27 protein-coding genes and 1 tRNA gene are annotated in these 26,359 nt (G+C 61.8%); 20 read left to right on the forward strand and 8 right to left on the reverse strand.

The genetic code is table 11. The features are described 5' to 3' along the window. Window positions 1–153: 153 nt before the first annotated feature. Window positions 154–1,704: a nitric oxide reductase transcriptional regulator NorR gene (norR, locus tag LJX93_RS04090; RefSeq protein ID WP_047583867.1), complete on the reverse strand. Its 1,551-nt coding sequence runs from the start codon at window positions 1,702–1,704 to the stop codon at window positions 154–156. 154 nt (window positions 1,705–1,858) lie between these two features. Between norR and hmpA the strand changes: the two genes are divergently transcribed. From hmpA to LJX93_RS04155, 13 genes are all read left to right on the forward strand, one after another. Continuing rightward, entirely contained in the window at window positions 1,859–3,037 is a 1,179-nt protein-coding gene (gene hmpA, locus LJX93_RS04095; protein WP_156310420.1) for an NO-inducible flavohemoprotein, read from the forward strand. A gap of 353 nt (window positions 3,038–3,390) precedes the next feature. Further along, window positions 3,391–3,897 carry a disulfide bond formation protein B gene (locus LJX93_RS04100; protein ID WP_033701229.1) on the forward strand — a complete coding sequence of 169 codons (507 nt, stop codon included), beginning with the start codon at window positions 3,391–3,393 and terminating at the stop codon, window positions 3,895–3,897. 558 nt (window positions 3,898–4,455) lie between these two features. Further along, window positions 4,456–5,400: a ubiquinol oxidase subunit II gene (gene cyoA / locus LJX93_RS04105; RefSeq protein WP_012316183.1), complete on the forward strand. Its 945-nt coding sequence runs from the start codon at window positions 4,456–4,458 to the stop codon at window positions 5,398–5,400. A 3-nt stretch (window positions 5,401–5,403) separates the two neighbouring features. Further along, complete coding sequence (cyoB, locus tag LJX93_RS04110) at window positions 5,404–7,422, forward strand: cytochrome o ubiquinol oxidase subunit I (protein ID WP_033701227.1); 2,019 nt, start codon at window positions 5,404–5,406, stop codon at window positions 7,420–7,422. A gap of 3 nt (window positions 7,423–7,425) precedes the next feature. Next, window positions 7,426–8,049 carry a cytochrome o ubiquinol oxidase subunit III gene (cyoC, locus tag LJX93_RS04115; protein ID WP_033701226.1) on the forward strand — a complete coding sequence of 208 codons (624 nt, stop codon included), beginning with the start codon at window positions 7,426–7,428 and terminating at the stop codon, window positions 8,047–8,049. Continuing rightward, on the forward strand, window positions 8,049–8,381 hold the full coding sequence (gene cyoD, locus LJX93_RS04120) for a cytochrome o ubiquinol oxidase subunit IV (protein ID WP_033701225.1): 333 nt from the start codon (window positions 8,049–8,051) through the stop codon (window positions 8,379–8,381). Before cyoC ends, cyoD begins: the two co-directional genes overlap by 1 nt. A gap of 11 nt (window positions 8,382–8,392) precedes the next feature. After that, on the forward strand, window positions 8,393–9,280 hold the full coding sequence (gene cyoE, locus LJX93_RS04125; protein WP_047583869.1) for a heme o synthase: 888 nt from the start codon (window positions 8,393–8,395) through the stop codon (window positions 9,278–9,280). A gap of 337 nt (window positions 9,281–9,617) precedes the next feature. Beyond that, window positions 9,618–10,826, forward strand: coding sequence for an alanine transaminase (gene alaC / locus LJX93_RS04130; protein WP_033701220.1), 1,209 nt, complete (start codon window positions 9,618–9,620; stop codon window positions 10,824–10,826). A gap of 113 nt (window positions 10,827–10,939) precedes the next feature. Further along, complete coding sequence (locus LJX93_RS04135; RefSeq protein ID WP_227696773.1) at window positions 10,940–12,067, forward strand: hypothetical protein; 1,128 nt, start codon at window positions 10,940–10,942, stop codon at window positions 12,065–12,067. A gap of 170 nt (window positions 12,068–12,237) precedes the next feature. Beyond that, on the forward strand, window positions 12,238–12,621 hold the full coding sequence (locus tag LJX93_RS04140; RefSeq protein WP_095064032.1) for a YkgJ family cysteine cluster protein: 384 nt from the start codon (window positions 12,238–12,240) through the stop codon (window positions 12,619–12,621). A gap of 263 nt (window positions 12,622–12,884) precedes the next feature. Beyond that, the gene (locus LJX93_RS04145; protein WP_027595514.1) at window positions 12,885–13,448 is read left to right on the forward strand and encodes a GNAT family N-acetyltransferase; all 564 of its coding nucleotides are present in this window, start codon (window positions 12,885–12,887) and stop codon (window positions 13,446–13,448) included. Between the two features lie 136 nt (window positions 13,449–13,584). Further along, on the forward strand, window positions 13,585–14,124 hold the full coding sequence (locus tag LJX93_RS04150; RefSeq protein ID WP_227696774.1) for a hypothetical protein: 540 nt from the start codon (window positions 13,585–13,587) through the stop codon (window positions 14,122–14,124). Window positions 14,125–14,144: 20 nt separating this feature from the next. After that, a complete protein-coding gene (locus LJX93_RS04155; protein ID WP_033701215.1) occupies window positions 14,145–14,528 on the forward strand; it encodes a lysozyme inhibitor LprI family protein in 384 nt (127 codons plus the stop codon). Window positions 14,529–14,633: 105 nt separating this feature from the next. Here the strand turns inward: LJX93_RS04155 and mnmH are convergent, their stop codons facing one another. After that, on the reverse strand, window positions 14,634–15,731 hold the full coding sequence (gene mnmH, locus LJX93_RS04160; protein WP_033701214.1) for a tRNA 2-selenouridine(34) synthase MnmH: 1,098 nt from the start codon (window positions 15,729–15,731) through the stop codon (window positions 14,634–14,636). Continuing rightward, entirely contained in the window at window positions 15,731–16,765 is a 1,035-nt protein-coding gene (gene selD, locus LJX93_RS04165; protein ID WP_047583872.1) for a selenide, water dikinase SelD, read from the reverse strand. The genes mnmH and selD overlap by 1 nt, the downstream gene beginning before the upstream one ends. A 127-nt stretch (window positions 16,766–16,892) precedes the next feature. Between selD and LJX93_RS04170 the strand changes: the two genes are divergently transcribed. Genes LJX93_RS04170 through phnE form a run of 4 tightly spaced genes read left to right on the forward strand, consistent with a single transcriptional unit; the run spans window position 16,893 to window position 20,132 of the window. Then, window positions 16,893–17,747 carry a putative selenate ABC transporter substrate-binding protein gene (locus LJX93_RS04170; protein WP_227696775.1) on the forward strand — a complete coding sequence of 285 codons (855 nt, stop codon included), beginning with the start codon at window positions 16,893–16,895 and terminating at the stop codon, window positions 17,745–17,747. Continuing rightward, window positions 17,744–18,547 (forward strand): phosphonate ABC transporter ATP-binding protein, encoded by an 804-nt coding sequence (locus tag LJX93_RS04175; protein ID WP_033701210.1) that lies wholly within the window; start codon window positions 17,744–17,746, stop codon window positions 18,545–18,547. Before LJX93_RS04170 ends, LJX93_RS04175 begins: the two co-directional genes overlap by 4 nt. Continuing rightward, the gene (locus LJX93_RS04180; RefSeq protein WP_227696776.1) at window positions 18,541–19,368 is read left to right on the forward strand and encodes a PhnE/PtxC family ABC transporter permease; all 828 of its coding nucleotides are present in this window, start codon (window positions 18,541–18,543) and stop codon (window positions 19,366–19,368) included. The genes LJX93_RS04175 and LJX93_RS04180 overlap by 7 nt, the downstream gene beginning before the upstream one ends. Further along, on the forward strand, window positions 19,365–20,132 hold the full coding sequence (gene phnE / locus LJX93_RS04185; RefSeq protein WP_186662904.1) for a phosphonate ABC transporter, permease protein PhnE: 768 nt from the start codon (window positions 19,365–19,367) through the stop codon (window positions 20,130–20,132). Before LJX93_RS04180 ends, phnE begins: the two co-directional genes overlap by 4 nt. A gap of 29 nt (window positions 20,133–20,161) precedes the next feature. On the opposite strand, the gene LJX93_RS04190 is transcribed toward phnE, so the two are convergent. From LJX93_RS04190 to LJX93_RS04200, 3 genes are all read right to left on the reverse strand, one after another. Next, window positions 20,162–21,052: a bestrophin family protein gene (locus LJX93_RS04190; RefSeq protein ID WP_227696777.1), complete on the reverse strand. Its 891-nt coding sequence runs from the start codon at window positions 21,050–21,052 to the stop codon at window positions 20,162–20,164. 97 nt (window positions 21,053–21,149) lie between these two features. Then, the gene (locus LJX93_RS04195) at window positions 21,150–21,629 is read right to left on the reverse strand and encodes a GNAT family N-acetyltransferase (RefSeq protein ID WP_033701206.1); all 480 of its coding nucleotides are present in this window, start codon (window positions 21,627–21,629) and stop codon (window positions 21,150–21,152) included. Window positions 21,630–21,717: 88 nt separating this feature from the next. Next, window positions 21,718–22,365 carry a trypsin-like peptidase domain-containing protein gene (locus LJX93_RS04200; RefSeq protein WP_095064153.1) on the reverse strand — a complete coding sequence of 216 codons (648 nt, stop codon included), beginning with the start codon at window positions 22,363–22,365 and terminating at the stop codon, window positions 21,718–21,720. Between the two features lie 493 nt (window positions 22,366–22,858). Here LJX93_RS04200 and LJX93_RS04205 point away from each other — a divergent pair, with 493 nt between their 5' ends. Further along, window positions 22,859–23,281 (forward strand): bleomycin resistance protein, encoded by a 423-nt coding sequence (locus LJX93_RS04205; protein WP_033701203.1) that lies wholly within the window; start codon window positions 22,859–22,861, stop codon window positions 23,279–23,281. Window positions 23,282–23,374: 93 nt separating this feature from the next. Here the strand turns inward: LJX93_RS04205 and LJX93_RS04210 are convergent, their stop codons facing one another. After that, a complete protein-coding gene (locus LJX93_RS04210) occupies window positions 23,375–23,791 on the reverse strand; it encodes a hypothetical protein (protein WP_227696778.1) in 417 nt (138 codons plus the stop codon). A gap of 194 nt (window positions 23,792–23,985) precedes the next feature. Then, a tRNA-Leu gene (locus tag LJX93_RS04215) sits at window positions 23,986–24,070 on the reverse strand. A gap of 107 nt (window positions 24,071–24,177) precedes the next feature. On the opposite strand from LJX93_RS04215, the gene queA reads away from it, so the two are divergent. Then, window positions 24,178–25,227, forward strand: coding sequence for a tRNA preQ1(34) S-adenosylmethionine ribosyltransferase-isomerase QueA (gene queA, locus LJX93_RS04220; protein WP_033701201.1), 1,050 nt, complete (start codon window positions 24,178–24,180; stop codon window positions 25,225–25,227). A 14-nt stretch (window positions 25,228–25,241) separates the two neighbouring features. Continuing rightward, a complete protein-coding gene (tgt, locus tag LJX93_RS04225) occupies window positions 25,242–26,357 on the forward strand; it encodes a tRNA guanosine(34) transglycosylase Tgt (RefSeq protein WP_077068621.1) in 1,116 nt (371 codons plus the stop codon). Window positions 26,358–26,359 lie beyond the last annotated feature (2 nt).

A 26,359-nucleotide genomic window follows, 5' to 3' on the forward strand; every position in this document is an offset into this window, starting at 1 on the left:
TCGACTTCGCGACCCAGGGCCGGCGCAACGTGAAAGAACGTGTTGCGCGCAGCCTCGACCATGACGGCCGTGATACCGGTGGTTAGGGAGATATAGCAGCCCAGCAGGAAGCAACCAGATGGCTTTCTGGGTTAATCCTTTGGTAGATAGCCCTCAGCGAAGCCCCAGCCGACGCGCCAGCCTACTGAGGTTGGCGCGGTCCAGGCCCAGTTCGCGCGCAGCGGCGGCCCAGTTTTCTGCATGCCGTTGCAGGCAGTTTTCGATGACCTGGCGTTGGTAGTCATCCATGGCTTCACGCAGCCCACCCTCGGGCAAAGACGCCGCTTGCAGCGGGGTGGGTGAGGGCAGGGGGTGCAACGCGGGGGCGACACGCAAGTCCAGGTCGATGGCATCCAGGGTGAGGATGCGTGGCCGGTCAGGGTGCTGGCCCAGCGCCTTGAGTGCCGAGCGACCGATCAGGTGTTCCAGCTCACGCACGTTGCCTGGCCAGTCGTAGGCCAGCAGCGCGGCCTGGGCTTCGCTGCTCAGGCGCAGGCTGTTCAGGCCCAGGCGCGAACGGTTCTGTTCGAGGAAATAGCCCGCCAATAGCAGCACATCACGCCCACGTTCACGCAGCGGCGGCACGTGCAGCGGGTACACACTCAGGCGATGGTAGAAGTCGGCGCGGTAGTTGCCGTCGCGTACTTCTGTTGCCAGGTCACGGTTGGTGGCAGCGATCAGGCGCACGTCGACCCGGTGCTCACGGTCCGACCCCAGGCGTTGCAGTTGGCCACTCTGCAGCACCCGCAGCAGCTTGGCTTGCACCATCAGTGGCAGTTCACCGACTTCATCAAGGAACAGCGTGCCGCCATTGGCCAGCTCGAACTTGCCAAGGCGTTCGCCATGGGCGCCGGTGAAGGCGCCGCGCACGTGGCCGAACAGTTCGCTTTCCACCAAGGTGTCGGGCAATGCGGCGCAGTTGAGGCTGACCAGGGGCTTGTCGGCACGGTTGCTGGCCTGGTGCAGGGCTTGGGCCACCAGCTCTTTGCCGACGCCGGTCTCACCGGTGATCAGCACGGTCAGTTCGCTGCCGCCGACCAGGCGTATCTCCTCTTCCAGGCGTTTGTGCGCGGCGCTCTGGCCAATCAGCTGCTTGTCTTGGGTGCTGGCCTGGCGGTAGATCTCGGCGCGGTGGTGTTCGTCTTCTGCGCGCAGGGCCAGGTGTTCGATGCGCTCGGCCACCGTCACCGTGGCGGCGGCCAGGCTGGCGAAGGCCTGCAGGGCATCCAGTTCCAGGCTCTGGAACTGCCCTGGGGTGAGTGCGTCGAGGGTCAGCAGGCCCCACGGGCGTTCATCGACCATCAAGGGGCAGCCCATGCAGTCATGCACTTCAAGGTCGGCATCGGCGGCGGTGACCAGGCCGTCGTAGGGGTCGGGCAGTTCCGAATCGCTGGGGAAGCGAGTGGGTTGCGGGCGGCTCAACAAGACCTGGAAGCGCGGGTGCTCGCTGACCTTGAAGCGTCGGCCCAGGGTATCGGCGCTCAGCCCATCCACCGCCAGAGGCACCAGCCACTCACCGTCCAGGCGCAGCAGCGCGGCAGCGTCGCAAGGCAACAGCCCACGCATGGCCTGAAGCAGTCGACGGTAACGTTCGTGGTCGCTCAGGTCGCGGGACAGGTCGCTGACCAGGGGGAGGAGGGCGGTGAGCAGGGGCTTTGCAGTCATAAGGACTCCTATTGGTCATTATGACTATACGCCGACCTAGGTCATTATGACATGGCCTGCGTCAACCCACTGATTTTGCTAGGGATAAAAGTTGGCACGATTGGTGAAATGCCTAATGCAATCATTTCAAGCCACAGGCTCAGGAGTCGTTGCAATGCTCAATGCCGAACAACGTGCAATCATCAAGGCCACCGTACCCCTGCTGGAAAGCGGCGGCGAAGCACTGACCACCCACTTCTACAAGATGATGCTCAACGAGTACCCGCAAGTACGCCCGCTGTTCAACCAGGCCCACCAGGCCAGCGGCGACCAGCCACGTGCGTTGGCCAACGGCGTGTTGATGTATGCCCGCCACATCGACCAGCTCGAACAGCTCGGTGGCCTGGTCGGGCAGATCATCAACAAGCACGTCGCGCTGCAGATCCTCCCGGAGCACTACCCGATCGTCGGCAGCTGCCTGCTGCGTGCCATCGAAGAAGTGCTCGGCAAGGAAATCGCCACCCCTGAAGTGATCGCTGCCTGGGGCGCCGCGTATGGCCAGTTGGCCGACATCCTCATCGGCGCCGAAGAAAGCCTCTATAAAGAGAAGGAACAAGCCGCCGGTGGATGGCGCGGTACCCGCGCGTTTCGCCTGGTACGCCGCGAGCAGGAGAGCAGCGAGATCGTCTCGTTCTACTTTGCGCCGGTGGATGGCAAGCCGGTGCTCAAAGCTGAGCCAGGGCAGTACATTGGCCTGCAGTTGTTCATTGACGGTGCAGAGCAGCGTCGCAACTACTCCTTGTCGGCCCTGTGCGACGGCAAGCAATACCGCATCAGCGTCAAGCGCGAAGCCGGTGGCAAGGTCTCCAATTACCTGCATGACGAACTGGTCGTGGGCGAGACGTTGCAACTGTTCCCGCCAGCGGGCGATTTTACCCTGGCCGCCAGCGACAAGCCGCTGGTGCTGATCAGTGGTGGTGTGGGTATCACCCCGACCCTGGCGATGCTTGAAGCGGCGCTTGCGACCCAGCGCCCGGTGCATTTCATCCACTGCGCGCGCAACGGTGCCGTGCACGCCTTCCGTGACTGGATCGATGGGCTGGCCGAGCGCCACCCGCAGCTCAAGCGCTTCTATTGCTACGCAGAGCAGGATGCCGACGACCAGGCCGATGCCGTGGGCCTGCTGAGCCAGGAGCTGTTGGCGCAGTGGCTGGGGCGTGAGCGTGACGTCGATGCCTACTTCCTCGGGCCCAAGGGCTTCATGGCAGTGATCAAACGTCACCTCAAGGGCCTGGGCGTGCCTGAACAGCAGAGCCGCTACGAGTTCTTCGGGCCGGCGGCGGCGCTGGAGTAACCTGCGCCTATTGTGGGTAGGCGCCCGACAAGGCCGTGCCTACCCAGAGCACCTCATCTATATAAAGGAGAGATGAAACAGGCCCCGAACCTTTCATCTTTAATCCTCCTTTAATCACGGTATCCTTCACTCCCGGGTGTCGAGGGGCTTGCCCCTGTGCGGCACCCGGGTAGCCGCTTTTTTGCCGTGGCGCGTTGAACCGACGTCGCCAAGGCCGGTCTCAGCCATCTCCGGATAACCCGCGCAGTGCCATCACGCCGCCACCTCGGCACGCTCAAAAGGCCCTGCCCAGCGTGTAGAATTGCGCACAGGCAGGCGGACCACGCGGCCACTATCCATCGAAGGAATCGGCAATGAACGAACAAACATCGCGCCTGAATCGGGAACGGCGCTTTCTGGTGCTGCTAGGGCTGATCTGCCTGTCGCTGATCGGTGGCGCCCTCTATATGCAAGTGGTGCTGGGCGAGGCGCCTTGCCCGCTGTGCATCCTGCAGCGTTATGCCCTTCTGTTTATCGCCGTGTTCGCCTTCATCGCCGCCGCGATGCCGGGGCGCCGCAGCCTGACCTTGTTCGAAGGCCTGGTGGTGCTCAGCGCGGTGGGCGGAATCGTTGCGGCCGGCAACCATGTGTATATACTCGCCAACCCCATGGTCAGTTGCGGCATCGATACCCTGCAGCCAATCGTCGATGACCTGCCCCTGGCCAAGCTGTGGCCACTGGCGTTCCAGGTCGACGGCTTCTGCAGCACGCCGTACCCACCGATCCTCGGTCTGTCGCTGGCGCAATGGGCACTGGTCGCGTTCGTGCTCACCGCCATTCTGGTACCGCTGGGTATCTACCGCAACCGACGTCAGTCTTAGACAAAAGTCCCGAATTGTGTGAGGTCTTTTGCACCGTGTGAGATGCGCAGAAAGTTGCTCCCCGCTTGATCCAGATCAATCACGAAGCCTTGTAGAATGCGGCTTTGAGGGCTACCGGGCGGGGTGCGACAAACTGTCGCGAAGTTGATTCTTCGGGGTGCATTGTTACGTATTCTGTAAAAGACTGTTGCTCAATAAGTCATAGTCAAGGGTTGGCGACCTATCTACAATCGCCCCCAATTTCCGTTCGGCACTGCTTGCGAGTCGCAGGATTGAAGGAAGCCCCAGCGCTCCCTTTTGCTGACTTCGTCAAGTTTCGCCCAGCGGCGATACCGAGCGGACACCCCTCCGCGTTTTCCCGCACCAAATGGACTTGGTCTGAAGTACAGGCCTGTTGCCTACGAAACCATAAGCACCGCTAACACGCTTGAGCCAAGGTCCTGCAGTCGGACCCCAGGCAGGAGCGAGTACGGGCGCGAAATGCCTCACTTGGCAGGACGAAGTGTTGGCTACCAAAACACAAATTGCATTGAAGCAAGCTGATCTAGAGGTCGTGAGATGAGTAAAAAGCGTTACCCCAGACTGTTTGGCATATTGCCCTTTTTAGGCATGCTTTTACTCAGTGGGTGCAACTGGACCCTGCTCGACCCGAAAGGTCAGGTCGGCATTGAGCAAAAGAACCTCATCCTCATCGCTACCGGCCTGATGCTGCTGGTGGTGATTCCGGTCATCATCATGACCGTGGCGTTCGCCTGGAAGTACCGTGCTTCCAACAAGGCTGCGACCTACACGCCTGACTGGTCGCACTCGACCAAGATCGAGGCTGCGGTGTGGATCATCCCGATCCTGATCATCATCGCGCTGGGTTATGTCACCTACAAGTCCACCCACAAGCTGGACCCGTATCGTCCGCTGGATTCGGACGTCAAGCCGATCCAGATCGACGTGGTCGCACTGGACTGGAAGTGGCTGTTCATCTACCCGGAGCAGGGCATCGCGACGGTCAACAAGATCAACTTCCCGGCTAACACTCCGGTCAACTTCCGCGTCACCTCCGACGCCGTGATGAACTCGTTCTTCATCCCGGGCCTGGGCGGCCAGATCTACGCCATGGCCGGCATGACCACCAAGCTGCACCTGATCGCCAACGAGAACGGTGTGTTTGACGGTATCAGCGCCAACTACAGCGGTGCTGGCTTCACCGGCATGAAATTCAAGGCTACTGCCACTTCCCAGGAAGACTTCGACAAGTGGGTCGCCGAAGTGAAGCAGTCGCCTCTGAAACTGGGCAAGGCCGAGTACGAAGCACTGGCCAAACCTAGCGAATACAACCCAGTCGCGCTGTACAGCGAGGCGCCAGCGGAGCTGTTCCAGACCATCGTCGACAAGTACGAAGGCATGAACCGCGGCAAGCCGGTCCACGAAGAAGCAGGCAGCAAAGATCTGGCCACCACCACGGGTGTGGAATCGAGTACGCAACCAGCTGCCGGTGCAGAGGAGTAAGAGATGTTCGGTAAATTAAGCCTGGAGGCGATACCCTATCACGAGCCGATAGTCATGGTGACGCTTGCCATGATCGCGCTCGGCGGTATCGCTGTCGTCGGCCTTATCACCTATTTCCGCAAGTGGACCTACTTGTGGACCGAGTGGCTGACCACGGTCGACCACAAGAAAATCGGGGTGATGTACATCATCGTCGCGATGATCATGCTGCTGCGCGGCTTTGCCGACGCCATCATGATGCGTACACAGCTCGCTGCTGCTACCGGCGGCTCCGAAGGCTACCTGCCGCCTGAACACTATGACCAGATCTTCACCGCTCACGGTGTGATCATGATCATCTTCATGGCGATGCCGTTCTTCACCGGCCTGATGAACCTTGCGGTTCCTCTGCAGATCGGTGCACGTGACGTTGCCTTCCCGTTCCTGAACTCCCTGAGCTTCTACCTGCTGCTGGCAGGCGTGCTGCTGGTCAACATCTCCCTGGGCGTCGGCGAATTCGCCAAGACCGGTTGGGTTGCCTATCCGCCGCTCGCGGGCATTCAGTACAGCCCTGGAGTGGGTGTCGACTACTACATCTGGGCGCTACAGCTCTCCGGATTGGGTACGACGCTTACCGGTGTGAACTTCCTCGTCACCGTGATGAAGATGCGCGCACCTGGCATGAAACTGATGGACATGCCGATCTTCACCTGGACCTGCACCTGGGCCAACGTGCTGATCGTTGCTTCCTTCCCGATTCTGACCGCTGCACTCGCTCTGCTGACTGTTGACCGTTATCTGGACTTCCATATTTTCACCAACGAGCTTGGTGGGAACCCGATGATGTACGTCAACCTGTTCTGGGCGTGGGGTCACCCTGAGGTTTACATCCTGATTCTGCCGGCCTTCGGCGTGTTCTCGGAAGTGACTTCGACCTTCTCCGGCAAGCGTCTGTTTGGCCACCACTCGATGATCTACGCATCGGGCGCAATCGCCATCCTGGGCTTCGCGGTATGGCTGCACCACTTCTTCACCATGGGTGCCGGCGCCAGCGTCAACACCTTCTTCGGCCTGGCGACGATGCTGATCTCCATTCCGACGGGTGTGAAGTTGTTCAACTGGCTGTTCACCATGTACCAGGGCCGTGTGCGCTTCACCGCGCCGATGCTGTGGACCCTGGGCTTCATGATCACCTTCTCCATCGGTGGCATGACCGGCGTTCTGCTGGCAGTACCAGGTGCCGACTTCGTTCTGCACAACAGCCTGTTCGTAATTGCTCACTTCCACAACGTGATCATCGGTGGTGCGGTATTCGGCTACATCGCCGGCTTCGCCTACTGGTTCCCGAAAGCCTTCGGTTTCACCCTGAACGAGAAGTGGGGCAAAGCTGCCTTCTGGTTCTGGATCTCGGGCTTCTACGTTGCGTTCATGCCGCTGTACGCCCTGGGCTTCATGGGCATGACCCGTCGTCTGAACCACTCCGACAACCCACTGTGGGAACCCTACCTGTACGTAGCCGTTGTCGGCGCCGTGCTGATCCTGTTCGGTATCGCTTGCCAGCTGATCCAGCTCTACGTTTCGGTCCGCGACCGCAACCAGAACCTGGACGTGACCGGCGACCCATGGGGCGGTCGTACCCTGGAATGGTCGACTTCGTCGCCACCTCCGTTCTACAACTTCGCCCACATGCCTGAGCAGGTTGGTCTGGATGCATGGCATGAATCCAAGGAAACCGGCGTTGCCTACAAGCCGGCGACCAAGTTCGACGCCATCCACATGCCGAGCAACACCTCTACCGGTTTGTTCATGGGCCTGTTCCTGACCGTCTTCGGCTTTGCCTTCATCTGGCACATCTGGTGGCTGGTTGGCGCAAGCCTGGTTGCAACCATCGCTGTCTTCGTTCGCCACGCCGCGCGTGACGACCAAGGCTTCATGGTTCCGGCCGAAGAAGTGGCGCGCATCGAAGGCGAGCGCATGAAAGCGCTGGCCAAAGCAGGTGCTCTGCCTGCCGGCGCACGTGTCGAATCGTTTGAGCGGGTGTAATCAATGTCCAGTCAAGTAATGCACGGCGCTGCTCATGGTCACGACCATGGGCATGACGACCACCACCACGACTCGGGCCAGATGACCGTACTCGGTTTCTGGCTGTACCTGATGACCGACTGCATCCTGTTTGCGTCGCTCTTCGCCACCTACGCGGTGCTGTCCGGCAGTTTTGCCGGCGGCCCGTCGGGTCATGACATCTTCCAGCTCGATTTCGTGCTGGTAGAAACCGCGTTCCTGCTGCTGTCCTCGATCACCTTCGGCTTCGCCATGCTGAAGATGTTCGCTGGCAATAAAGCAGGTGTACTGGGCTGGTTGGCTGTGACCTTCCTGTTCGGTGCAGGCTTCATCGCGATGGAAATCTATGAATTCCATCACCTGATCGCCGAGGGCTTCGGCCCGCAGCGCAGTGGCTTCCTGTCGGCGTTCTTCGCGCTGGTCGGTACCCACGGCCTGCACGTGACTGCCGGCCTGATCTGGATGGCAATCATGATGTACCAGATCAACAAGCACGGCATCACGCCGACCGCCAAGACCCGCATGAGCTGCCTGAGCCTGTTCTGGCACTTCCTGGACGTGGTCTGGATCTGCGTATTCACCGTCGTTTACCTGCTGGGGGTTCTGTAATGGCTAACGCACACGACACTCATCACGAAGGTAATCACGGTAGCGTGAAGTCCTACATGGTCGGCTTTGTTCTGTCGATCATCCTGACCGCGATCCCGTTCGGCCTGGTGATGTTCCCAAGCCTGCCGAAGAACCTGACCGTCCTGGTCGTGGTGGCCATGGCCGTCATCCAGGTGGTAGTGCACCTTGTGTACTTCCTGCACATGGACCGCTCGCAAGAGCAGCGTTCCAACGTGTCGACGTTCCTGTTCACCGCCATGGTAATTGCACTGCTGGTCGGCCTGTCGCTGTGGATCATGTTCAACATCCACATCGAAATGATGGCCAAGTGAGGTAAGACTGCATGTCCGTTAAGCACTTTATCCAAATCACCAAACCGGGGATCATTTTCGGTAACGTGCTTTCCGTGGCAGGCGGATTCTTCCTTGCCGCGAAGGGCCATGTGGACTTCGCCCTGTTCCTGGCGGTGGTGGTTGGTACTTCCCTGGTGGTGGCGTCCGGTTGTGTGTTCAACAACTGCATCGACCGCGACATCGACATCAAGATGGAACGTACCAAGAACCGCGTCATGGTCCAGGGCGGCATGTCGCTGACCCTCGCGCTGATCTACGCCACCCTGCTTGGGGTGGCGGGTTTCAGCCTGCTGTATGTCCAGGCCAACCCACTGTCGGCGTTCTGTGCGCTGATCGGTTTCATCGTCTACGTCGGTTTCTACAGCCTCTGGCTGAAGCGTAAATCGGTGCACGGCACGTTGGTCGGCAGCCTGTCCGGTGCCATGCCTCCTGTGATCGGCTACTGCGCCGTCAGCAACAGCTTCGACCTGGCTGCAGTGACCCTGCTGGTGATGTTCAGCCTGTGGCAGATGCCGCACAGCTTCGCGATCGCCATCTTCCGCTTCAAGGATTACAGCGCTGCCAACATCCCGGTTCTGCCGGTGGCGCGCGGCATTCTTGCTGCCAAGAAGCAAATCGTGCTTTACGTGCTGGCCTTCGTGCTCGCGACCCTGATGCTTACCCTCGGCGGTTACGCCGGCCTCGGCTACATGGCCGTGGCGGCAGCCATGGGCCTGTACTGGCTGTATATGGCCTGGGGTGGCTACAAGGCCGAGGACGACAGCAAGTGGGCCCGCAAGGTGTTTGGCTTCTCCATCCTCACCGTTACCGCCCTGAGCGTGATGATGTCGGTGGACAGCCAGACCGCTGCGGACGTGCTGATGACCTACGCACGCTGATACCGCTGCCTGTTACACGAAAACCCCGGCCATGTGCCGGGGTTTTTTTATGGGTGTTCTCCTGTGCCGGCCTCTTCGCGGGGCAAGCCCGCTCCCACAGGTGTAGGGCAAGTCCCAATGCCTGTGTATAACCCTGTGGGAGCGGGCTTGCCCCGCGAAGAGGCCGGCCCTGAAAACATAAAATTCTAATTTTCAAAAAATACATCTGAAAAAATATAATAAAACAGGAAATTGTCCTTTACAGGTATCCTGTTTCGGCACTATCTTCTGATCCAGGCCGCTATATCGGCCAACGTCGCTCGGACGGTTCCGGGCGCTTACGTCTGCAGAGGAAACCATGGCCAACCCAGGTTTGCCGCGCCGCTTCGCGCGCATCGATCGTCTCCCCCCTTACGTCTTCAACATCACTGCCGAGCTCAAGATGGCCGCCCGCCGCCGTGGCGAAGACATCATCGACCTGAGCATGGGCAACCCCGATGGCGCCACCCCGCCGCACATCGTCGAGAAGCTGGTGCAGGTCGCCCAGCGCGAAGACACCCACGGCTACTCCACCTCCCGCGGCATCCCACGCCTGCGTCGGGCCATCTCCAATTGGTACAAGGAGCGCTACGAGGTCGACATCGACCCGGAAAGCGAAGCCATCGTCACCATCGGCTCCAAGGAAGGCCTGGCCCACCTGATGCTCGCCACCCTCGACCAGGGCGACACAGTGCTGGTACCCAACCCCAGCTACCCGATCCATATCTATGGTGCAGTGATAGCCGGTGCCCAGGTGCGCTCGGTGCCACTGGTGCCGGGTGTGGATTTTTTCAATGAGCTCGAACGGGCCATTCGCGAGTCCATCCCCAAGCCGAAGATGATGATCCTCGGCTTCCCGTCCAACCCCACCGCGCAGTGCGTCGAGCTGGACTTCTTCGAGCGGGTGGTGGCCCTGGCCAAGCAGTATGACGTGCTGGTGGTGCATGACCTGGCCTACGCCGATATCGTCTACGACGGTTGGAAAGCGCCGTCGATCATGCAGGTGCCCGGGGCCAAAGACATCGCGGTGGAGTTCTTCACCTTGTCCAAAAGCTACAACATGGCCGGCTGGCGTATCGGCTTCATGGTGGGTAACCCAGAGCTGGTCAATGCCCTGGCACGCATCAAGAGCTACCACGACTACGGCACCTTCACGCCCTTGCAGGTGGCCGCCATCGCCGCGCTGGAAGGTGACCAACAGTGCGTGCGGGACATCGCCGAGCAGTACCGTCAGCGCCGTAACCTGCTGGTGAAGGGCTTGCACGAGCTGGGTTGGATGGTCGAGAACCCCAAGGCGTCGATGTACGTCTGGGCGAAGATTCCGCCGGAGTATGCGCACCTGGGCTCGCTGGAGTTTTCCAAGAAGCTGCTGGCCGAGGCCAAGGTCTGCGTGTCGCCAGGTATCGGCTTTGGTGATTACGGCGACGACCACGTGCGCTTTGCTCTGATCGAGAACCAGGACCGTATACGCCAGGCGATCCGCGGTATCCGCCAGATGTTCAGGGCCGATGGCCTGACCCACAAGTAAACCGCGCGGGGCCGCAACGCGGCCCCCATCGGGCAGGAGGTTGGCCTTCCGTCTGCCTGCCCGTTATGCACGCCAATACCTTCAGCACTCATTCTTCCTGTTCAGGTATTCCAATGAGTGTATTCACAGCCTATTTCTGCGGTACCGCTTCCAACCGTTTCGATGATGCAAACCCCAATTTCTGGAACGGTGAACTGGTCTCGACGTTGGCCAGCAACGATAAAGGGTTCGAGTTCGCTCATTGGATTGCAGTCGATGGGCCTGGTAGCGGCAACCTTCAGGACGACAACCTGTTCGTCGAGCCAGGCGGCTACTTCAACTGGAGTGGCCAGTTGTTCGGCCGCGGCTGGGACGAAAACGTGAACCATGTGCTGCAAGTCATCAAGGGCGAAAGTAACTGGCAGCGCACCAAGCTTAGCGAGGACGCGTACACAAGGCTCAAAGACGCGGGCGTACCGATCCCGGATGCGTCCGCAACGGCATCCTGGTTCTGGCGAACCTACGACTATGGAGACCGCCACCCAACCCCGCAGGAATTGCAGGAGCGGATCATCAGCATGTTCCGCAAGCCGCGCCTGCCCACCCAGGTCAACCTGGTGGGCTGGAGCCGGGGTGGTATCAGTTGCCATATGCTGGCCAATGCGATGGCGCAAGACCCGGTGCTGCGAGATATCCCGGTCAACATTTTTGCCATCGACCCGGTGCCAGGCATTGGCAACATCCAGACGCAACGGGTGAAACTGGCGGGCAATGTCAGAGAGTACGTCGGTTTCTATTCGCGGGATGAGCGCTCCAAAGGTTTTGCCTGCGTGATCCCCTCTGTAGAGAGCGGCACGCACATGTGCATTTATCCGATGCCGGGCCGGCATGCCACCTTGGTCGGCAATGCGTCGGCCAATGGCGCGGGCGACGGCAAAGTGCTGACTGAGCCCGGTTTGATCGTGCGGCATTTCGCCGAAGTCTGCCTGACCCGTTGGGGTGTCGATTTGGACAGGCGACTGGCGCTGGATGACGAACAGTTGATGCAGCATCACCTGGCCATGGCCACTGCCGATGAGCAATACCAGGCCATGCGTAGCGAGTCGTATACCGTCTTCACCGAAGGCAGCAAGGACGACCGGCTGGTGCACTGCGGCGAAGCCCAGGCGCACTTCAGCCAAGTGAGCGGCGAAAGCTATGACCCAGGAGAAGGCCTTGGCCTGCAACACTGGGATGCCAGCACTTACAAGGCCCTGCGATAGGTCAGGCGGGCGGCCATCCAGTGGACTGGCCGCCTGTTTTTCGGGCTTCGGGCTTCCCGGATCAGCGGCGATTTTTTTTGCATTGCCCCTCTATCCAGCCGGCCCCGGTTGGATTGAAAATGGCGCTGCGGGCCCAGCCCCGATAACAACAACCTTCCCTCCGTGGCCTCATGTCCGAATATAACCCTTGCCTTGACTGCGGCGCCTGCTGCGGGTACTTCCGTGTGTCCTTCTTCTGGGGCGAATGCCAGTCTGCCGGGGGCGTTGTGCCTGACGACCTGGTGGTGCAGATCAACCCCACCCGGGTCGCCATGATCGGCACCGATGCCAAGCCTTGCCGCTGCGTGAGCCTTGCGGGCGAGATTGGCAAAGAGGTGGCGTGTACCATTTACGCCAACCGCTCGAGCCCTTGCCGAGAGTTTGAAGCGTCGTGGGAGGGTGGGTTGCATAACCCCAGCTGCGACGATGCTCGCGCGGCCTATGGGCTACCGCCGCTGACCCCGCCAGGGGCTAACGAGCCACATTGGCCGGATGACGGGGCTGAGGTAGCTTGAGGTTACTGAGTGGCCTGTACCCGCGAGAGGGTCATCCTGAATGGCCTGTCGGGGCGCGAGTAATGGCTGAAAGGTGCATGACGCAAGGGCTGCAGCGCTCTTGAGATCGAGCGCCGCCCGCGCGGCGCGGGCGGCGCTCGATTTGCGCCCCACCGCAAGACCCCCAAATGATCCCCAAAACACTATAAAAACCCAAGGCATCCCCCAGCCGCCCCGCTTGACGTTAAACTGTCATCTCCCCAGCAATGGACAGGAGATCCGGCGTGACCCCACCCCGCAGTTTCCCCAGTGACCTCTGCCTCGACAGCCCCCGCCTGCAATTGCGCCCGATGCGCCATGGCGATGCCGCGCAATGGCTGGCGATCATGGCCGACCCCGAGGTCATGCGTTATTGGCATCATGCACCCTGGCAAGACCTTGCCGAGGCCGAAAGCGCACTGGCCGCTGACCGCGAAGCCTATGCCAATGGCGACCAGCTCAAGCTAGGCATGTACCGCCGTGACAACGGCGAACTGATCGGCATGGTCCAACTGTTCAATATCGACGACGTTTCCCGCCGTGGCGAAATCGGCTACTGCCTGGCCAGCGCCGTACAGGGCAGGGGCTACATGGACGAGGCATTGACCTGCTTCATCGACTACCTTGCCCATACCCTGCACATGCGCCGCCTTGAGGGCGAAATCGACCCGCGCAACCAGGGCTCGGCACGCACGCTGGAGCGTCAAGGCTTCGTGCTCGAAGGCACCTTGCGGGCGCGTTGGTGCGTGGCCGGCGAGCTGTCCGACTCGGGTATCTACGGTTTGCTGTTGGAGCCACCTGTTGCTTGATGTTGTAGCGAGCATCAATGTTCGCCGAGTATCACACCACCGTAGTTGGCCTTTCGCGGCACCTACTTAGATCTGGAAGCGGGGCAGGGCCTGGGTTATGGTCGCAGCCTGTCCCGTTTTCCCCCAGGTGTGCCCCTTGCCCGTTTTCTACCTGAGCATCAGCCTGCTTTTGTACTTGCTCGCGCTTTTTTTCGATGGCGCGCTGATGAGTGGCGGCCGCCACATGCCGGCCTTGCAGATTTTGCTGTATGGGCCCTGGGGCATGCCGTTCGGGTTGTACCAGTGGTTTGCCAACCCGTTGTTGGCGGTGGCAATTCTTGCCCACCAGCGGTTCCGTCGGATGGCGTTGGGGTGCGGGCTGGCCGCGCTGTATCTGGCCGCCAGCAGCTTTGGCATCGACCGCCTGCCAGACAGCCAGAGCTACGACTTCAATGCACGCACCGGCTTTGGTGCGGGCTTTTATCTGTGGCTTGCGGCGATCTTAGTGTTTTGCGCGGGCCAGGCCTGGCATTGCTGGAAGGCCCGCAGCGCAGCCGACATGCCTGGCTGGCGCTGGCTTGATGTGGCCTTGATTGCTGCGCTGGGGGTGGCGTTGTATGCCGCCACGCAGATGCCGTCGTTGCGTTTCGAGCCGGGCAAGGTGCTGATGCCGCCGGAGCAACCGCAGTCATTTTGATACTCACAAGGAGGGTTTGCATGATCAAGCATTACCTGGCAGGCCTGGCATTGGCCTGCGTGCTGCCGCTGGCTGTGGCGGACGACTATACGCCGGCCTATGGGCAGTGCATGGACAAGGCTTCAAGCACCCTGGCCATGAGCGAGTGCATCAACGCCGAGACCCACGTGCAGGACCAGCGCCTGAACCGGGTGTACAAGCAACTGATGGGCAAGCTGGATGCCGGGCAGCAGAAGACCCTTCGGGATGTACAGCGCAAGTGGATGGCTTACCGTGATGGCAACTGTATGTTCCATGTGCAGGCCAGTGGCGGAACCATGGCACAGCTGGAAGGCGGCACGTGCGTGATGGACATGACCCGTGACCGGGCGGCGGAGCTGGAGCGGGTGTTGGGGCCCGTGTAGGAGCGGCCTTGCGTCGCGAAAGGGTCGCGTAGCGGCCCCAAAATATTCGCGGCGAAGCTGAAATCTGGGGCCGCTACGCAGCCCTTTCGCGACGCAAGGCCGCTCCTACGACGAGCGGGCCTTGAGGTATTCGCGCACCTCTACAGCGTCCCCGGCAAACTCGATACGCTCGGCCTTGGCATCGCGCTGATAGGCATACATCGGGTCGTAATACTCCGTCAGCAACCCTTCGATCCAACCCCTGTGCAAATCCACCGAGCCACAGCGCAGTTGCTCGTCCAGCGCTTCACGCATGACCGCCGACAACCGCTGGAATCGCTCACCGCCCAGGCGCTTGTGGATATTGGCCAGGCTCTGCAGCATGCGCTCGGCGAACAGCCGCCGCCCCAGCTCTTCGCCGTGCAGCGCGACGAATTCGGCGCTCAGGTTGACCACGTAGTCGCGCAGGATACGTTCGACACGGTTCTCGAAGCTGTCCTCCAGCCACACCAACGGGTACTGCTGCATGCCTTGGTACAACGCCAGCGGCACCGTGCAACTGCCGACGATACGGCCTTCATCTTCGAGCACGAACTGCTCGATGCCGCGTGCGCGCTTTTTCAGCACATCGACGGCCAGCTTATTTTCGAAGTCGATCTGCGCAGGTTGCGCCGTGGCGCGTTTGCCGAAGCTGGAACCGCGGTGGTTGGCGTGGCCTTCAAGGTCGAGCACGTTGCTCAGTTGCTGCAACACATCGGTCTTGCCGGTGCCGGTAAGGCCACCCAGCAGGACGAAATCGCAGTGCTCCACGGCGTCCTGGGTGGTATCGAGGAGGAAGGTGCGCATGGCCTTGTAGCCGCCCTTGACGCGGGGGTAGTCGATACCCGCTTCATCACGCAGCCACTGCTGGACAATCTGCGAGCGCAGGCCACCGCGCGCGCAATACAGATAGCCGTCAGGGTGGGCCCGGGCAAAGCTGGCCCAGGCGTGCAGGCGCTCACGCTTGGTCGTGCCTCTGACCAGTTGGTGGCCGAGGGTGATGGCGGCGGCCTGGCCCTGCAGCTTGAAACAGGTGCCGACCTTCTGCCGCTCCAGATCGTTCATCAGCGGCAGGTTGACGACACCCGGGAAGGCACCTTTGGCGAATTCGACGGGCGCGCGCATGTCCATCATCGGCACGTCGTTCAAGAACAGCTGGCGGTAGTCGGTGCAGTCGGGGCGCATCAAAGCACCTCGACTGCATGGCCCTGTCGCTCGACCAGGGTGCCGATGGGGGCCAGTGCCAGGCCCAGTTCGGCGGCCACAGCCAGAAACTGCGCTTCACCCTCAGGGCTGACCGCCACCAGCAGGCCACCGCTGGTCTGCGGGTCGCACAGCAGGTGCTTTTGCTCATCGCTCAAGGCGCCGATCTTGTGGCCATAGCTGTCGTAGTTGCGCAGCGTGCCGCCTGGGATGCAGCCCTCGGCCAGGTAATGCTCGACGCTCGGCAGGCGGGGGACTGCAGCGAAGTTCAGCTGGGCGGTGAGGCGGCTGCCTTCAGCCAGTTCTACCAGGTGGCCCAGGAGGCCGAAGCCGGTGACGTCGGTCATCGCCATGACACCGTCGAGCTTGCCGAAGCGGCTGCCGGGGGTGTTGAGGGTACACATCCAGTCGCGTGCCAGGCCCTGGTCCTGTTCACGCAACTTGGCCTGTTTCTCGGCGGTGGTGAGGATGCCGATGCCCAGCGGCTTGGTCAGGTACAGCTGGCAGCCTGCAGTGGCGGTGTCGTTGCGCTTGAGGTGGCGCTTGCTGACCACGCCGGTGACGGCCAGGCCGAAGATCGGCTCCGGGGCATCGATGGAGTGGCCGCCTGCCAGCGGGATGCCGGCTTCGGCACACACCGCACGCCCGCCGCGAATCACTTCGCGGGCGACCTCCGGCGGCAGTACGTTGACCGGCCAGCCGAGGATGGCGATGGCCATCAACGGGTCGCCGCCCATGGCGTAGATGTCGCTGATGGCGTTGGTGGCGGCGATACGGCCGAAGTCGTAGGGGTCATCGACGATCGGCATGAAGAAGTCGGTGGTCGAGACCACGCCGCGTTCCTCGTCCAGGGCATACACGGCGGCATCATCGCGTGAAGCATTGCCAACCCAGAGCTTGGGGTCCAGGGCCTGGGCGCCGCTTTCGGCCAGGATCACGTCCAGCACCTTGGGGGAGATCTTGCAGCCACAACCGGCACCGTGGCTGTACTGGGTCAGGCGGATTGGCTCGCTCATACGTTCCTCAGCAGATCAAATTGTTGCGCGATTGTAGCAAAGCTGGTCATTGCGCCGTGGCCCCTTATACTTTGCACGGACGGCGTGGCAGCCGCCCATTACCCCGCCACTGTCCCGGAGAATGCCCATGCTCAAACCCCCTCTGGCGCTCGTCGCCGGCCTCGTGTTGTCCTGCTGTGCCGTTGTCGCCCAGGCCGCAGAAACGCTGCGGGTCAGTGCCATCCCCGACGAAGCACCCACTGAACTGCAACGCAAGTTCAAGCCGTTGGGGGAGTACCTGGCCCGTACGTTGGGCATGGAGGTGAAGTTCGTGCCAGTCTCCGACTACCCGGCGGTGGTCGAGTCGCTGGCCTCGGACCGCCTCGACCTGGCTTGGCTGGGCGGCTTCACCTTTGTCCAGGTGCACCTCAAAGACCCCAATGCCACGCCGTTGGTGCAGCGTGAGCAGGACGCGCAGTTCACGTCCAAGTTCATCACCGCCAACCCCAATGTGAAGCGCCTGGCCGACCTCAAGGGCAAGTCGTTCGCGTTCGGGTCGATATCGTCCACCTCGGGCAGCCTGATGCCGCGTTACTTCATGCTCAAAGACGACAAGATAAAGCCTGAGGACTACTTCAGCCGTGTGGCTTACTCCGGTGCCCACGACGCCACCGCAGCCTGGGTGCAGGCGGGCAAGGTCGATGCTGGGGTGCTCAATGCCAGTGTCTGGCAGAAGCTGGTGGATGCCGGCAAGGTCGATACCAGCAAGGTCAAGGTGTTCGCCACCACGCCCACCTATTTCGACTACAACTGGACCGTACGCGGCAACATGGACCCGGCACTCAAAGCGAAAATCAAAAAGGCATTCCTCGACCTCGACCCGGCCAACCCCGAGCACAAGGCGATTCTCGACTTGCAGGCCGCCAGCCGTTTCATCGAGACCAAACCTGAGAACTACCTGGGTACCGAACAAGCCGCGCGTGAGGCCGGCCTGCTCAAGTGACGGCTATTCGTTTGCACGGTGCCAGCCTGCGCCACGGCCAGGTGCGTGCGCTTGAAGCGGTGAGCCTGAGCATCGAGCAGGGCGAGCGGGTTGCGATCATCGGCCCGTCAGGGGCGGGCAAGTCCAGCTTGCTGCACCTGATGGCCACCGCTATCCAGCCCAGTGACGGGCGGTTGGAGCTGTTCGGTGAACTGCCCTGGGCGCTGTCTGGCAGGGCGCGTCAGCGGTTGCGGGCGCGGGTTGGCTTGGTGCACCAGGCGCCGCCCTTGCCGCCGCGCCAACGGGTGGTCACGGCGGTGCTGGCGGGGCGGCTGGGGCAGTGGGGCACCTTGCGTGGCTTGCTCAACCTGTTGTACCCGACCGATGTAGCGGGCGTGCGCCAGGCGTTGGCAGAGTTGGGGCTGGCCGACAAGCTTTTCGTGCAGTGCGGGCAGCTGTCTGGCGGCCAGTTGCAACGGGTGGGCATCGCCCGGGTGTTGTATCAGCGGCCGGCACTGCTGCTGACCGACGAGCCTGTGTCGGCGATGGACCCGGTGCTGGCCGACCACAGCCTGGCATTGCTCAACCGTCACGCCCAGGCCAACGGCGTCACGCTGGTGGCCAGCCTGCACGCGGTAGAACTGGCATTGGCGCACTTCCCGCGGGTGATCGGTATCCGTGAGGGGCAGGTGGTGTTCGACAGCCCCGCCGCAGCCGTCAGCCCGCAGATGCTGGCGGCACTCTACGCCAACGAACAATTGGCGCCGCCGCCTACGCCGGGGCCTACGCCTGCGCTGACGGTACAGATCCCGCGATGCTGAAGGCCGATACCCGCGACCCAGCGGCGCTGCCACGGTTGCTGTTGACCCTGCTGGCCTTGGCGGTGTTATGGCCGGGTGTGCAGTTGAGCGAGCTGAACCCGGGTGTGCTGTGGCAGGCCGAGAACCGTCAGCAGATCGCCAGTTTCACCCAGGCGTTCTGGCCACCGGCGCATGATGCCGAGTTTTTGCTGCTGCTGTTCGAGGCCACGCTGCAGACCCTTGCCGTGGCCACGGCCGGCATGGCCCTGGCGCTGCTGCTGGCGGTGCCGGCCAGCCTGCTGGCCAGCCGCGCCTTGTCGTTGCGGGCGGCCTCGCGCGGCGGCCGGGCCGGGCTGTTGTCGCGGGTGCTGCGCATGCCGGTGCGCGGGCTACTGATCTTTCTGCGTAGCGTGCCGGAAATCGTCTGGGCCTTGCTGTTCGTGCGTGCCGTAGGGCTTGGGCCAACGGCCGGTGTGCTGGCCATCGCCATTACCTACAGCGGCATGCTCGGCAAGGTCTATGCGGAAATCTTCGAGTCGGTCGACCAGCGCCCGGCCCATGCGCTGTTGCAGGCGGGCAGTGGCCGGCTGATGGCTTTCTTCTACGGCATCTTGCCCAATGCCGGGTCGGAGGTGGTGTCCTACACCGTCTACCGCTGGGAGTGCGCGGTGCGGGCTTCGGTGGTGATGGGCTTTGTCGGTGCCGGCGGCCTGGGGCAGCAGATCGACCTGTCGATGCGCATGTTTGCCGGTGCGCAAGTGGCGAGCATGCTGCTGACATTCCTGTTGCTGGTGTCTTTTGCTGACATGCTCAGCCGCTTCCTGCGGGCGAGGCTGGCATGAACCGGGTGATCAACCTGCTGGTGCTCGGCGCGCTTGTGGCAGCGGTGGTGGCCTCGTTCGCTTACCTGGAGCTGGACCTCCAGGCGCTGGTAGGTGACGGCGGGTTGGGGCAGATGGCCGAATATGCGCGGCGCTTCCTGCAGCCAGACCTGTCCGCCGAGCATTTGCGCGCGGTGGGGCGTGGCGCCTTGGAGACCTTGGCCATGTCTGGCCTGGGTACCTTGCTGGCGGTGGTGCTGGGGATGCTGCTGGCGTTGCCGGCGGCGGGCCGGTTCGGCTGGCCGCTGCAGGCTGCGGCGCGGGTGCTGCTCAATGCCTTGCGGGCCATCCCCGAGCTGGTCTGGGCGGCGCTCACCGTGCTGGCAGCAGGGCTTGGCCCGAATGCCGGCACCCTGGCCCTGGCGTTGCACACCGCCGGGGTGCTGGGCCGGTTGTTTGCCGAGGCCCTGGAGAACGCGCCGGCCGAGCCTGCGGCCGCCATTCGTTTGCAGGGTGGCAGCCAGGTTGCGGCGTTCTGCTTTGGCACTTTGCCCAACCTGTGGCCGCAGTTGTTGGCCTACAGCCTGTACCGCTGGGAGAACAACATCCGCATGGCCAGCGTGCTGGGGTTTGTTGGGGCGGGTGGCTTGGGGCAGATGCTCTATACCACCTTGAGCCTGTTCCAGGAGGCGCAGGCCAGCACGGTGATCCTGGCGATGCTGGTGCTGGTGTTGCTGGTGGATGCGTTGAGTGATGTGCTGCGCCAGCGCTATGTGCGCGCCTGATCGGGGCTGCAAAGAGGCCCCGACAGCCGTCAGGTCACCTGCTCCCCATGCTGCGCCTCCCGTTGCATCGACTCCAGGTTGCGCTCGATCGTCTCGCAGATGGTATCCATCTGGATCTGGTGCTCGCTTAACCGGAACGGGCTCTGCAGGTCGGTGCCGATGCGCTCGATGGCCAGCAGCATGAACCCCACCACCGTCGAGGCCAGCGGGGTAAACCAGCCCAGCGACTCGACCAGCCCCACCGGCACGATCAGGCAGAACAGCGTGATGAACAGCCGCGGAAAATACACATAAGGGTAGGGCAGCGGTGTGTTGGCAATCCGCTCCATTCCGCCCTGAGCATTGGACAGGTCCACCAGCGTCGACTCCAGCCTCGCCAGGCGGATGCTGTCCAGGCGCCCGGCCTGGTACTCCCGCGCCAGCAGGGCCGCCGAGCCGCTGAGGATGTCATTGGCGAAGTTGTTCGAGCGGTTGCGCCGTTCGAACTCCGCTGGGGGGATGAACGCCATCAGTTCATCCGGGCAACGCTCACCTTTGAGGTGCGCCGCCAGGCAGTTCACATAGGCGATATGGCGGCGCAGCAAGGTGGCCTTGGCCGGGTTCAGGCTATCGTCCGGGTCGTCGATCAGGGTCAGCGTCTGCCGGGCAAAGCTGCGCGAACTGTTGACCAGGGCACCCCACAACGTGCGCGCCTCCCACCAGCGGTTGTAGGCACTGCTGTTGCGAAAGCTCACCAGCACCACCAGCGCCGAACCCAGCAAGGTCAATGGAATCAGCGGCAGGGTGAACTTGCTGTTGAAGAACAGCATGAAGTCGATGGTGACCAGCACATCCCAGATCAGCAGCCAGAACAGCGACCAGCCGATGTAACCGATGGTCTTCACGACCAGGCGGTACTTGCGGGCGATGATCTCTTTCACACGGGGTACCTCGGAACGCGGGGGATGCAGGATCGGACGCCGAGTGAGGGTTATGGTTCGGTGTAGTCTCTCTTAGGGTGTTAACAGAAGTGTCGAGCTACCCAAGTATTTGCCTCATCTGCACCAACGCCACCCGCTTCCCATCCGGCGCCTGGCGCGCCTCGATGCCGAACGGCACAAAGCCCATCTGTGGATAAAGCAGCAACCCCGCCGTGTTGTGATTGAAGCACGACACCCAAACCTCCCGTGCCGCAAACTGCTTGCGGGCCAGCTCGACCATGGCGTTGACCAGGTAGCTGGCCACACCATGGCCGCGGGCCGCTGGGGCCACGACCACGTTGCCCAGGGCGCATACACCGCCGTGCTCGGCTTTGTAGAAGTTGGCGAAGGCCAGCACCATGCCGCCGCCTTCCACCACCGTGGACCCGTTGCGCTGGGCGATGGCGTCGGTCAGTTGCGCGGGCGTGAGCGGGTAGGTGGCCTTGGGGAACATGTAGAACAGTTCGTCCGGGCCTTGAGGGAAGCAGCAGATGGCGGGGATGTCATTGGGCTGTACAGGGCGGTGGCTGAGGTGCATGGCAGGTCCTTTTACAGGCGTGTGGCTGGCGCTCACAGCGTAGCACTGCGCATGGGGCGCGGGCCTGTCGGGAGCGCCTGGCCGCCGCTCAAGGTTTGGCGGCCACCGCCACAAACCCCTTGATCGCGGCAGGCGCATGCGGTTTGGCCTTGCGTGCCAGCAGGTACTGGAAGCGCCGCCATTCCTTGTCGATCTCGCTGTACGACATGAACACGCTGACGCGCTCTTTATCGGCGAGGTCCGGGCGAGCGCGCACGTCGATCTCGTTCTTGGGGATGAACGCGACATTGATACCCACCACCTGGCCGTCATCGGCGAACACCGGCCCGCCCGACATGCCCTTGACCATGGGGCCGTCGTGCAACGAGTAGAAGACACTGCCCGGGGTGCCTTCGAGGCGTACCAGTGATGGCATGGCATGGCCCTTGCCCTGTACGGGCATCATCAGGCTGTTGAAGCCGACGGCCGTCACCGACTCACCTGGCACGTATTGCCGCCAATGCGGTACCTCACGCGCCTTGTGCTTGAAGAACACGACATCACCGAGGCCCTCGTGGACCACGTTGCGCAGGAAGGGTGTGTGTTTTGCGGTCACTGCGTAGTCTTCGTTCCACTGGATGGCACTGGCCATCAGCAACATCGGCAACGGCGCACCTGAGGTGACCACGAAAGCCTGGCTGTAGACGGGATCGGAGACGTAGGACGTTGGCACTCCATTGCACCCACTGAGCAGCATCATTGCCGCCAGACAGGGCACGGTTGTTTTCATGTGTCACACAGTCATGGAAAAATGGGAGCGCAAATATGGCCAAGTGATATCACTCTGGCAATACTTTGTGCATATATCCGACGAGTAACATCTTAAGTAGGGGGGAGGAGGCTAGCCAATAGATTCGAGGCATGGCTGCTGCCCCGCTCGTCAGGCACGCGGCGTCAATTTGATGAGGGATCAAGGGCGCGATTTTCGTGTTACTCACCACTCGCGATGAGGGTGATGAGCTCCATTGAGCTCTATTGAGCTGTATTGAGCTTGTCGGACAGTGAGAAGCTGCAGTTTGAGCCCTTGTTGCAGGCTGAACTGGATACCCTGACACTGCATAACTGTGCCAGGTATCGGCTGGGCATGAGCCAGGTGCAAGCGTGGATCGAGGCCGGACGCCCACGTTGACGAGGCGTACGCAGGGCATTGGTCGCACGTATTCATAGATCAAAACTGAAAGGAATCAAACATGCTGAAGCTCAATCCCCTGGTCCCCGAACTCATTGTTTCCGACCTCACACGAAGCCTTGCCTTCTACTGCGACATACTCGGCTTCAAGGTCGAGTACGAGCGGCCAGAAGATCATTTCGCTTTTCTTTCTTTCGGCGGCAGCCAACTTATGTTGGAACAGGACTGGCACAGTGAATCGCCTTGGCGGGTCGGGCCTCTTGAGCCGCCTTATGGGCGTGGTATCAACCTGTCCATCGAATGCCCGAACGCTTCAGCGCTGGTGTCGGCACTGGAGGCGGCCGGGTATCCCCTCAGAAACCCGGTTGAAGAGCACTGGTACCGCAGCGGTGAACTACTGTTTGGTCAGCGCAATTTTCTGCTGCTCGACCCGGATGGTTACTTGCTCCGTTTTGCAGAAGCTATCGGCAGCAAACCCTGCTAGCCGCACCTGTCAAAGCGACTACCCATTCGGGTTGATTGGATCATCGCTATCATCCAAGGCGCCATTCGATGTCCCGGTGTGTGCTGGCCATTTCTACGGATTGCCCAATTCGATCACGCTATAGGTGAACTCGTTGGCCTGCTTGGCCTTGCCGCGCGCAGACTCGGCAACCTGAACCCGGTCATCATCGTGGACCACCATTACCTGGCGGGCATTCAACGCTACAACGCCTTCCGGTTTGTTATCGAACCAAAAGGGCGAGCCGTCGGGCCCGAGGAACGGTAGCGGTGTACGCGACCCGTCCGGTTTAAGCAGTGGCAGTGGCAATGCCCACAAATAGCCACCAATCTGGTCACCCTGCTCATGGCTGGTGGTGGCCAGCAGGCGCTTGTTGAAGGGGTCGTATTCCAGGCTGGAAAGGCTCAGCGGTCTGTCGTCGCCCTGCACGCGCGGTTCGAATTGATAGGCCAGTTCGAAGGCGCCACTGATCTCGGGCTCACCGGCCTGCACTGTGATCGGCGCCTGCAGGGTTCATTTTCATTTTGCGGCTCCTTGCACGAGAGATGAAGGCAAGGGCCAGCGTAGGGAAGGGTGCTGAGCCGGGGCAGAGGGCAGTTGTGCCAAGGGGCCGCGCGACGGTGCTTGAGGATTGCTAAACGCCAGGCACAAAAAAACCGACCATAAGGTCGGTTTTTTCTGGATTTTGGTGCCCCGAGGGAGACTCGAACTCCCACTCCTTTCGAAAACGGATTTTGAATCCGCCGCGTCTACCAATTCCGCCATCAGGGCTTGTGGCGCGCAGTATAGAGAGGTGCCTCGGGTCGGTCAATCGGGTTTCATGGTCAATTTTCACACATTGGGCTAAACTTCCCGGCCCTGCCGAACCGAACATCATCATGCGCGTCGCCGATTTTTCCTTCGAACTCCCCGATTCCCTGATCGCCCGCCACCCTCTGGCCGAGCGCCATGGTAGCCGTCTGCTGGTCCTCGATGGGCCGAGCGGCGCCTTGGTACATCAGCAATTCACCGATCTGCTCGACTATTTGCGCCCGGGCGACCTGATGGTATTCAACAATACCCGGGTTATCCCGGCGCGCTTGTTCGGCCAGAAAGCCTCCGGCGGCAAGCTGGAAGTGCTGGTCGAACGCGTGCTGGACAGCCACCGGGTATTGGCCCACGTGCGCTCCAGCAAGGCGCCCAAGGTGGGTGCTCAGATTCTCATCGATGGCGGTGGCGAGGCCGAAATGGTCGCGCGCCACGAAACGCTGTTCGAGCTGCGCTTCACCGAAGAGGTGCTGCCACTGCTCGAACGCGTCGGGCACATGCCGCTGCCGCCCTATATCGACCGCCCCGACGAGGGCGCCGACCGTGAGCGTTACCAGACCGTCTACGCCGAGCGTGCCGGAGCGGTCGCAGCGCCCACGGCCGGCCTGCACTTCGACCAGGCGCTGCTGGAGCAGATTGCCGCCAAGGGCGTGGAGCGGGCCTTCGTGACACTGCACGTCGGCGCGGGCACCTTCCAGCCGGTGCGGGTCGACAAGATCGAAGACCATCACATGCATAAAGAGTGGCTCGAAGTGAGCCAGGATGTGGTGGATGCGGTTGAGGCCTGCCGTGCCCGCGGCGGGCGTGTGGTGGCCGTGGGCACCACCAGCGTGCGCTCGCTGGAAAGCGCGGCGCGTGATGGCGTGCTCAAGGCCTTCAGCGGCGATACCGACATCTTCATCTACCCGGGCCGGCCATTCCATGTGGTCGATGCCCTGGTCACCAACTTCCACCTGCCGGAGTCCACGCTGCTGATGCTGGTCTCGGCCTTCGCCGGCTACCCCGAGACCATGGCCGCCTACGCGGCAGCGGTCGAGCAGGGGTACCGCTTCTTCAGTTACGGTGATGCCATGTTCATCACCCGCAATCCGGCGCCACGCGGGCCCGAGGATCAAGCATGAGTCGCACCTGTCGAATGTCCTTCGAACTGCTGGCCACCGACGGCAAGGCCCGTCGTGGTCGCATTACCTTCCCCCGAGGCACCGTGGAAACCCCGGCGTTCATGCCGGTAGGCACCTACGGCACGGTCAAAGGCATGCTGCCGCGCGACATCGAGGCCATCGGCGCCGAGATGATCCTGGGCAACACCTTCCACCTGTGGCTGCGCCCGGGCACCGAGGTGATCAAGAAGCACAACGGCCTGCACGACTTCATGCAGTGGAAAGGCCCGATCCTTACCGACTCCGGTGGCTTCCAGGTGTTTAGCCTGGGCGCCATGCGCAAGATCAAAGAGGAAGGCGTGACCTTCGCCTCGCCCGTCGACGGCTCCAAAGTGTTCATGGGCCCCGAAGAGTCGATGCAGGTCCAGCGTGACCTGGGCTCGGACGTGGTGATGATCTTCGACGAGTGCACCCCTTACCCGGCCGAGCACGACGTGGCACGCACCTCCATGGAGCTGTCGCTGCGCTGGGCCCAGCGCTCGAAAAACGCCCACGCCGACAACACAGCGGCGCTGTTCGGCATCGTCCAGGGCGGCATGTACCAGGACCTGCGCATGCGCTCGCTGGAAGGCCTGGAAAACATCGGCTTCGACGGCCTGGCCATCGGCGGCCTGTCGGTGGGCGAGCCCAAGCACGAGATGATCAAGGTGCTGGACTACCTGCCGGACCAGATGCCTGCTGACAAACCTCGTTACCTTATGGGGGTAGGCAAACCGGAAGATCTCGTTGAGGGTGTGCGCCGCGGCGTCGACATGTTCGACTGCGTGATGCCGACGCGTAATGCGCGCAACGGCCATCTGTTCGTCGATACCGGGGTGATCAAGATCCGCAATGCGTTCCATCGCCACGATGAGTCGCCGCTGGATCCGACCTGCGATTGCTATACCTGCACCAACTTCTCCCGCGCGTACCTCCACCACCTGGACAAATGCGGCGAAATGTTGAGCAGCATGCTGAATACCATCCACAACTTGCGCCATTACCAGCGCTTGATGGCCGGTTTACGCGAGGCTATTCAACAGGGTAAATTGGCCGCCTTTGTCGACGCCTTCTACGCCAAACGCGGGCTGCCTGTGCCGCCTTTGGGCTGATT

Origin of the sequence: Pseudomonas sp. HN2-3, from assembly GCF_020691745.1 — a bacterium.
Lineage (GTDB): Bacteria > Pseudomonadota > Gammaproteobacteria > Pseudomonadales > Pseudomonadaceae > Aquipseudomonas > Aquipseudomonas capeferrum.

Excerpts from the sequence above, each read along its gene's own strand:
- norR (WP_047583867.1), bottom strand. The coding sequence starts at position 1,704 with ATGACTGCAAAGCCCCTGCTCACCGCCCTCCTCCCCCTGGTCAGCGAC.
- mnmH (WP_033701214.1), bottom strand. The coding sequence starts at position 15,731 with ATGCGCCCCGACTGCACCGACTACCGCCAGCTGTTCTTGAACGACGTG.
- alaC (WP_033701220.1), top strand. The coding sequence starts at position 9,618 with ATGGCCAACCCAGGTTTGCCGCGCCGCTTCGCGCGCATCGATCGTCTC.
- LJX93_RS04100 (WP_033701229.1), top strand. The coding sequence starts at position 3,391 with ATGAACGAACAAACATCGCGCCTGAATCGGGAACGGCGCTTTCTGGTG.
- cyoC (WP_033701226.1), top strand. The coding sequence starts at position 7,426 with ATGTCCAGTCAAGTAATGCACGGCGCTGCTCATGGTCACGACCATGGG.
- cyoD (WP_033701225.1), top strand. The coding sequence starts at position 8,049 with ATGGCTAACGCACACGACACTCATCACGAAGGTAATCACGGTAGCGTG.
- cyoE (WP_047583869.1), top strand. The coding sequence starts at position 8,393 with ATGTCCGTTAAGCACTTTATCCAAATCACCAAACCGGGGATCATTTTC.
- hmpA (WP_156310420.1), top strand. The coding sequence starts at position 1,859 with ATGCTCAATGCCGAACAACGTGCAATCATCAAGGCCACCGTACCCCTG.
- LJX93_RS04155 (WP_033701215.1), top strand. The coding sequence starts at position 14,145 with ATGATCAAGCATTACCTGGCAGGCCTGGCATTGGCCTGCGTGCTGCCG.
- cyoA (WP_012316183.1), top strand. The coding sequence starts at position 4,456 with ATGAGTAAAAAGCGTTACCCCAGACTGTTTGGCATATTGCCCTTTTTA.
- LJX93_RS04200 (WP_095064153.1), bottom strand. The coding sequence starts at position 22,365 with ATGCTGCTCAGTGGGTGCAATGGAGTGCCAACGTCCTACGTCTCCGAT.
- LJX93_RS04135 (WP_227696773.1), top strand. The coding sequence starts at position 10,940 with ATGAGTGTATTCACAGCCTATTTCTGCGGTACCGCTTCCAACCGTTTC.
- LJX93_RS04195 (WP_033701206.1), bottom strand. The coding sequence starts at position 21,629 with ATGCACCTCAGCCACCGCCCTGTACAGCCCAATGACATCCCCGCCATC.
- queA (WP_033701201.1), top strand. The coding sequence starts at position 24,178 with ATGCGCGTCGCCGATTTTTCCTTCGAACTCCCCGATTCCCTGATCGCC.
- LJX93_RS04205 (WP_033701203.1), top strand. The coding sequence starts at position 22,859 with ATGCTGAAGCTCAATCCCCTGGTCCCCGAACTCATTGTTTCCGACCTC.
- tgt (WP_077068621.1), top strand. The coding sequence starts at position 25,242 with ATGTCCTTCGAACTGCTGGCCACCGACGGCAAGGCCCGTCGTGGTCGC.
- cyoB (WP_033701227.1), top strand. The coding sequence starts at position 5,404 with ATGTTCGGTAAATTAAGCCTGGAGGCGATACCCTATCACGAGCCGATA.
- phnE (WP_186662904.1), top strand. The coding sequence starts at position 19,365 with ATGAACCGGGTGATCAACCTGCTGGTGCTCGGCGCGCTTGTGGCAGCG.
- LJX93_RS04140 (WP_095064032.1), top strand. The coding sequence starts at position 12,238 with ATGTCCGAATATAACCCTTGCCTTGACTGCGGCGCCTGCTGCGGGTAC.
- selD (WP_047583872.1), bottom strand. The coding sequence starts at position 16,765 with ATGAGCGAGCCAATCCGCCTGACCCAGTACAGCCACGGTGCCGGTTGT.
- LJX93_RS04180 (WP_227696776.1), top strand. The coding sequence starts at position 18,541 with ATGCTGAAGGCCGATACCCGCGACCCAGCGGCGCTGCCACGGTTGCTG.
- LJX93_RS04170 (WP_227696775.1), top strand. The coding sequence starts at position 16,893 with ATGCTCAAACCCCCTCTGGCGCTCGTCGCCGGCCTCGTGTTGTCCTGC.